A 6,234-nucleotide genomic window follows, 5' to 3' on the forward strand; every position below is an offset into this window, starting at 1 on the left:
CACCGGAGACCGAGGAGCGGGAGCGGGTTTGCGCGAGTTCACCAGCCCTCCGTCGACGTCGGCGCCGCCGGTGGGCGGCCTGGCCGACGCCGTGTTCCAGCATGCTCAGGACGACCCGCGGCACATCGCTCTCGGCCGCAAGGACGAGAGCGGGGTGTGGCGGGACGTGACCGCCGCGGAGTTCCGCGACGAGATCCTCGCCCTCGCCAAGGGCCTGCTCGCCCAAGGTGTCCGCTTCGGCGACCGGGTCGCCATCATGTCCCGCACCCGCTACGAGTGGACCCTGTTCGACTTCGCGCTGTGGACCATCGGCGCCCAGGTGGTGCCGATCTACCCCACCTCCTCGGCCGAGCAGTGCTTCTGGATGCTGTACGACGCCGAGGTGTCGGCCGCGATCGTGGAGCACGAAGACCACGCGATGACCATCGCCACGGTCATCGACCGGCTCCCGCAGATGCGCCGGCTGTGGCAGCTGGACACGGGTGCCCTCCAGGAGCTGTACGACGCCGGCGCCTCCATCGACGACGAGGTGGTGCACCGGCACCGGGAGGCGGTCACCCCGGAGTCGATCGCCACCGTCATCTACACCTCCGGCACCACCGGCCGCCCCAAGGGCTGTGTCCTCACCCACGGCAACTTCATGTACGAGGCGGACACGGTCATCGGGCGCTGGGAGCCGGTGTTCCACTCCAAGAAGGGCGACGAGGCGTCGACGCTGCTGTTCCTGCCGCTGGCGCACGTCTTCGGCCGGATGGTGGAGGTGGCCACGATCCGCGGCAAGGTCCGCCTGGGCCACCAGCCGCAGATGAACGCCGCCGCCCTGCTGCCCGATCTCCAGGCGTTCAGACCGACGTTCATCCTCGCGGTGCCGTACATCTTCGAGAAGGTGTTCAACGCGGCCCGCCGCAAGGCCGAGAAGGAGGGCCGGGACGGGCCCTTCGGGAAGGCCGTCGACATCGCGGTGAAGTACGCCGACGCGGTCGAGGCCAAGGCCTGGGGCATCGGCCCCGGACCGTCGGCGGGGCTGCGCATGCAGCACCAGCTCTTCGACAAGCTCGTGTACTCCAAGGTGCGCGCGGCGATGGGCGGCCGGATCCGCAACGCGATGTCCGGCGGCTCGGGGATGGACCGCCGGCTCGGCCTGTTCTTCGCGGGCGCGGGCGTGCAGATCTACGAGGGGTACGGCCTGACCGAGTCCACGGCGGCGGCCACCGCCAACCCGCCCGAGCGCACCCGGTACGGCACCGTCGGACAACCCATCCCGGGCGTCACCGTGCACATCGCCGACGACGGGGAGGTGTGGCTGAACGGCGGCAACGTCTTCCAGGGCTACCTCAACAACCAGAAGGCCACCGACGGGACCCTGCACGACGGCTGGCTGGCCACCGGCGACCTCGGCTCCCTCGACGAGGACGGCTACCTGACCATCACCGGCCGCAAGAAGGAGATCCTGGTGACCTCCGGGGGCAAGAGCGTGGCGCCGGGCGTGCTGGAGGAGCGGGTGCGCGACCATCCGCTGGTCTCCCAGTGCATCGTCGTCGGCAACGACCGCCCCTACGTCGCCGCCCTGGTCACCCTCGACCACGAGGCGGTCGAGCACTGGCTCCAGATGCGCGGCAAACCGCAGATGTCCCCGGCCCGGCTGGTGCACGACCCGGACCTGGAGACCGAGGTGCGGCGCGCGGTGGTCGCCGCCAACACCCTGGTCTCCCAGGCCGAGTCCATCCGCACCTTCCGCATCCTCGCCCAGCCCTTCACCGAGGAGCACGGGCTGCTGACCCCGTCGCTGAAGCTGAAGCGCAAGGCCATCGAGAACGCGTACGCGAACGAGGTGGAGGCGCTGTACCAGGGTTGAGGGCCGGGTCGAGGGGATCGGCCGGTAAGGAATGCGTCATGGCTCGTGATCGTTGACGATGTGAGGCAAGACCTACGACAACCGAAGGATCATAGGCTCGTGAGCAGCAAGGTCCCCCCGATCATCCTCAACAACGGCGTCGAGATGCCCCAGCTCGGCTTCGGCGTCTGGCAGGTGCCGGACGCCGAGGCGGAGCGCGCGGTCGCCACCGCCCTGGAGTCCGGGTACCGCAGCATCGACACAGCGGCGATCTACGGCAACGAGGAGGGCACCGGCAGGGCCATCGCCGCCTCCGACGTCCCCCGCGAGGAGCTCTTCGTCACCACCAAGCTCTGGAACAGCGACCACGGCTACGACGCCACGCTGCGCGCCTTCGACGCGTCGCTGGCCAAGCTCGGCCTCGAGTACCTGGACCTGTACCTGATCCACTGGCCGCTGCCGTCCAGGGGCCGCTACGCCGACAGCTACAAGGCGTTCGAGAAGCTGCTCGCCGACGGCCGCGTCCGCGCGATCGGTGTCTCGAACTTCCTTCCGGAGCACCTGGAGCACCTGATCGCCGAGACCTCGGTGATCCCGGCGGTCAACCAGATCGAGCTGCACCCGCACCTGCAGCAGCACGCCTCCCGCGCCTTCCACGCGGAGCAGGGCATCGCGACCGAGGCGTGGTCGCCGCTCGGTCAGGGCAAGGGCCTGCTGGAGGTGCCGGCGATCGTGGCGATCGCCCAGAAGCACAACCGCACCCCGGCCCAGGTCGTGCTGCGCTGGCACATCCAGCTCGGCAACATCGCGATCCCGAAGTCGGTGACGCCCGCCCGGATCCGGGAGAACATCGACGTCTTCGGCTTCAGCCTGGACGAGGAGGACCTCGCGGCGATCAGCGCCCTGAACGAGGACCGCCGGCTGGGCCCTGACCCGGCGACGTTCGACATGGGCTGACGGACAGCACGGCGGCGCCGTCCCCGACCGCTCGCCGGGAGGGCGTCGGCGGGCGCGGCGCCCGCACCATCTGGAACTACGCGAGCTCCGGAATCAAGGGCGGCGGCGTGGTGGCCGTCGTCCACGACGACAAGGTCGAGTACGCCGTCGTCGGCGACACCGGCCCCTGGAAGATCATCGGCGAGGCGTCCCACGCCACCGCGAAGGCCCTCGGCATCGACCCCGACCCGGCGACGGTCGGCGCCGACTCCGGCGTGCCGTACATCCTCTTCAAGGACTCCCAGTGCTCCCCCGTCGAGAGCCACAGCGCGGCGGTCGCGCTGGGGCGAGCAGCCGGCGAAGCAGTTCGTGCGGGACAACTGAGCTTGAAGGGACGGGCCCGGTGCCGCCACGCACACGGCACCGGGCCCCGTCCACGCTGCGGGGGCGTCAGTTGGGCTGGCCGATCGGCCGCACGACGACGGTGTTGACGTCCACGCCCTCCGGTTGCCGGATCGCCCACACCACCGAGTCGGCGATCTGGTCGGCGGTCAGCAGTCCGCCCTCCGGCAGGGCGCCCAGACCGTCCCAGAACGCGGTCTCCACCCGGCCGGGTGCGATCAGGGTGACGCCCACGCCCCACTGGGTCACCTGGCGCCGGGTGTTCTCGGCGAGTCCGGTGACCGCCCACTTGGTCGCCCCGTAGAGGTTGCCGGGCGTGTTCACGAAGCCGGCCACGCTGCCCACCAGCACGATCCGGCCGCGGCTCGCCTTCAGGGCGTCGATGGAGGCACGGACGAGCAGGGCCGGCCCGAGGACGTTGGTGAGCACCATCTCCGCCCAGTCGGCCGGGTCGCCCTCGGCGACCGTGTCATGGGTCGCGAAGCCCGCGTTGGCGACGACCGTGTCCAGCCGTCCGAACTCCCTGAGCGTCCGCTCGACCGCCGAGCGGACCTCGTCGTACTCGGCGGTGCTGCCGGCGATCGTCAGCAGCCCGTCCGGATCGCCGAGCTCACGGGCGAAACCGCGCAGCCGCTCCTCGCCCCGCCCGGTGACGGCCACCCGGTGCCCGGCGTCCAGCAGCCGCCGGGCGGTCGCCGCGCCGATGCCGCTGCCGCCGCCGGTGATGAGCGCGACCGGAGAGTCGGTCATGGTGTAGCCCCCTGCTCGTCGGAAGAATTCGAAGACAGCGGGAGTTCACCACTTCGAGCCCGCTCCAAGTCAAGCGATGACCGCGAGCCGTCCGGGCGGACCCGCTCCGGGAGTCCGCGTCAGCCGGTGCGGACCGCCGTGTGGACGGTGTGCGCCTTGAGGACGAACACGTCCTTCCTGCGGTGCACGCTCGCCTCGTCCTCGGGGTCGAGGAGCCGGTCCAAGGTGGCGCGGTCCGCCGCGGTCAGGTCCTCCGCCAGCCCCTCGCGCAGCCGGCCCAGGGATGCGGCGACGTAGGCACGGGCCGGTTCGGAGACCGGGGCGGGCAGGTCCAGCAGGAAGCTGCGGGTGCCGGCGGGCTTCAGGCCGGCGGCGGCCAGCAGCGCCGGCCAGTCCTCGGTCTCGGCGACCGAACCCGGGAGGTCCTCCCGCATCCGGGTGAACCAGTCCGCCTCGACCGCGTCCAGACGGGCCTGGAGGCCGGGACGGCCGATGCCGATGTCCCGGGGCAGGAAGCGGGCCGGCAGCCCGCCCTCCAGCAGGGCGAGGGTGCCGCCGGGCGCCAGATGCTCGGCGAACGCGGCCAGCGCGGCGCGCTGGTCGCCCAGGTGGTGCAGGCTGTTGCTGGCCCACAGCAGGTCGGCCGGGTAAGCGAGTTCGGCCAGGGCGTCGGGCAGTTCACCGGTGACGGTGGTGAAGCGGTCGGTGAAGCCGAGGTGTTCGGCGCGGGCGCGGGCGCGCTCGAGCAGCGGCCCGGAGCCGTCCACCGCGGCGACCCGGGCGCCCGGGAAGGCCTCGGCGAACAGGCCGGACACCACTCCCGGCCCGCTGCCGGCGTCGACGATCAGGCCGGACCCGGTCGCCTGAGTGCCCAGCCAGGCCATGACCTGCGTGTACAGGGGGGTGAACAGTTCCGCCTGCGCCTCCAGCAGCGGCGCCATCACGGCCCAGTCGATGTCCGTGTCACCGTGGTGATGTCCCTGGCCCTGATGTCCCCGGTGGCCGTGGTCGTGCGCGCCGTGGCCGTGCGCGCCCGGGTGGTGCGTACCGGCGTGGTCCGCGTGGTTGTCCGCCATGGTCGTCAGCCTCTCCTCTCGGTGGGGGCCAGCCTGCGCCGACGTGCCGGGGCCGGGCCAGATCCGTTGCCGGGTCGGCAAAAAAACAGGTGCGTTTCCTCCGGGTGCCGCACCACGATGGGCCCATGGACGACACGATGGTGGAGCGCTTTCTCCAGGACGGCTTCGTGAAGATCGAGAGCGCCTTCCCGCCGCGTGTCGCGGAGGACTGCGCGCGGCTGCTGTGGCAGGAGACGGGCTACGACCCGCAGGATCCCGGCACCTGGAAGGATCCCGTGGTCTGGGTGGGCGGCATGGCGCAGGGTCCGTTCGCGGCCGCCGCCAACAGTCCGGCACTGCACGAGGCGTTCGATCTGCTCGTGGGCGAGGGCCGCTGGGAACCGCGGTACTCGCTGGGCTCCTTCCCGCTGCGCTTCCCGCACAGCGAGGAGCCGGACGACGCCGGCTGGCACATCGAGGGCAGCTATCTCCCCGAGGGCGCCGAGTGGTACTACACCAATCTGCGCTCCCGGGACCGGGCGCTGCTGATGCTGTTCCTGTTCTCGGAAGTGAACGAGGAGGACGCCCCGACCCGCATCCGGGCCGGATCGCACCTGGACGTGCCCCCGCTGCTCGAACCGTACGGCGAAGCGGGCGTGTCCGGGCTCAGGATCGCCCCCAAGCTGATCGAGGCCTCGGCACACCGCCCGCTCGCCCATGCCACCGGACGTCCCGGTGACGTCTACCTGTGTCACCCCTTCCTGGTGCACGCCGCCCAGCCGCATCACGGCACGCGGCCCCGTTTCATGGCACAGCCGCCGCTGCACCCGGTGGTGCCGCTCGAACTGGACCGGCCGGACGGGAACTACTCGGCCGTGGAGTTCTCGATCCGCCGGGGCCTGACCCGGGAGAGGTGACCGGGGAGGAGAGGAACGGGTCCGACCCCGGGCCGGCCCCGGCGGATCACCTACGCGCCGAGGCTCACGACAGCGGTGGGTAGGCGTTCTGGAGCAGCTGCTGGAACTGGGCGGAGAACCAGTGGCCGGCCAGTGGTGCGTTCGGCAGCGCGCCCGTGGGGTTGTTGCCGTTGCGTGCGTTGCCCTCGTACGTGGGGTCGCACATGCGGTCGAAGCTCTTGCCCTCGTCGTTGTCGACGGCCTGGCTGGCTCCGTCGGACTCGCCCGGGGGCTTGACCCACACGTAGGCGTCGATCCCGGCGGCGGGGGCCGCGGTGGGCCGTTCGCCCAGGCCCGCGCC

6 protein-coding genes and 1 pseudogene are annotated in these 6,234 nt (G+C 71.5%); 4 read left to right on the forward strand and 3 right to left on the reverse strand.

From position 1 onward, the window contains the following. Window positions 1–28 precede the first annotated feature (28 nt). The 3 genes and pseudogenes from ACWDUZ_RS26480 to ACWDUZ_RS26490 form a co-directional block, all read left to right on the forward strand. A complete protein-coding gene (locus ACWDUZ_RS26480) occupies window positions 29–1,855 on the forward strand; it encodes an AMP-dependent synthetase/ligase (protein WP_451634308.1) in 1,827 nt (608 codons plus the stop codon). Between the two features lie 99 nt (window positions 1,856–1,954). After that, window positions 1,955–2,791, forward strand: a complete 837-nt coding sequence (locus ACWDUZ_RS26485; protein WP_451634309.1) for an aldo/keto reductase — start codon at window positions 1,955–1,957, stop codon at window positions 2,789–2,791. Between the two features lie 65 nt (window positions 2,792–2,856). Beyond that, window positions 2,857–3,154 (forward strand): annotated as a pseudogene (locus ACWDUZ_RS26490) (glycoside hydrolase family 75 protein); the annotation flags it as partial. A 66-nt stretch (window positions 3,155–3,220) separates the two neighbouring features. Here ACWDUZ_RS26490 and ACWDUZ_RS26495 read toward each other — a convergent pair. Continuing rightward, complete coding sequence (locus ACWDUZ_RS26495) at window positions 3,221–3,922, reverse strand: SDR family oxidoreductase (protein ID WP_451634310.1); 702 nt, start codon at window positions 3,920–3,922, stop codon at window positions 3,221–3,223. A 119-nt stretch (window positions 3,923–4,041) separates the two neighbouring features. Beyond that, window positions 4,042–4,998 (reverse strand): class I SAM-dependent methyltransferase, encoded by a 957-nt coding sequence (locus tag ACWDUZ_RS26500; RefSeq protein WP_451634311.1) that lies wholly within the window; start codon window positions 4,996–4,998, stop codon window positions 4,042–4,044. 125 nt (window positions 4,999–5,123) lie between these two features. Between ACWDUZ_RS26500 and ACWDUZ_RS26505 the strand changes: the two genes are divergently transcribed. Beyond that, window positions 5,124–5,894: a phytanoyl-CoA dioxygenase family protein gene (locus ACWDUZ_RS26505; RefSeq protein ID WP_451634312.1), complete on the forward strand. Its 771-nt coding sequence runs from the start codon at window positions 5,124–5,126 to the stop codon at window positions 5,892–5,894. 64 nt (window positions 5,895–5,958) lie between these two features. Here the strand turns inward: ACWDUZ_RS26505 and ACWDUZ_RS26510 are convergent. Then, window positions 5,959–6,234, reverse strand: a 276-nt coding sequence (locus tag ACWDUZ_RS26510; protein WP_451634313.1) for a glycoside hydrolase family 6 protein, incomplete at its 5' end; no start/stop codon positions are given.

The organism is Streptomyces sp. NPDC003393 (assembly GCF_053589015.1).

What these genes read in the sequence shown, in the direction of transcription:
- ACWDUZ_RS26505 (WP_451634312.1), top strand. Translation starts at nt 5,124, where the DNA reads ATGGACGACACGATGGTGGAGCGCTTTCTCCAGGACGGCTTCGTGAAG.
- ACWDUZ_RS26500 (WP_451634311.1), bottom strand. Translation starts at nt 4,998, where the DNA reads ATGGCGGACAACCACGCGGACCACGCCGGTACGCACCACCCGGGCGCG.
- ACWDUZ_RS26495 (WP_451634310.1), bottom strand. Translation starts at nt 3,922, where the DNA reads ATGACCGACTCTCCGGTCGCGCTCATCACCGGCGGCGGCAGCGGCATC.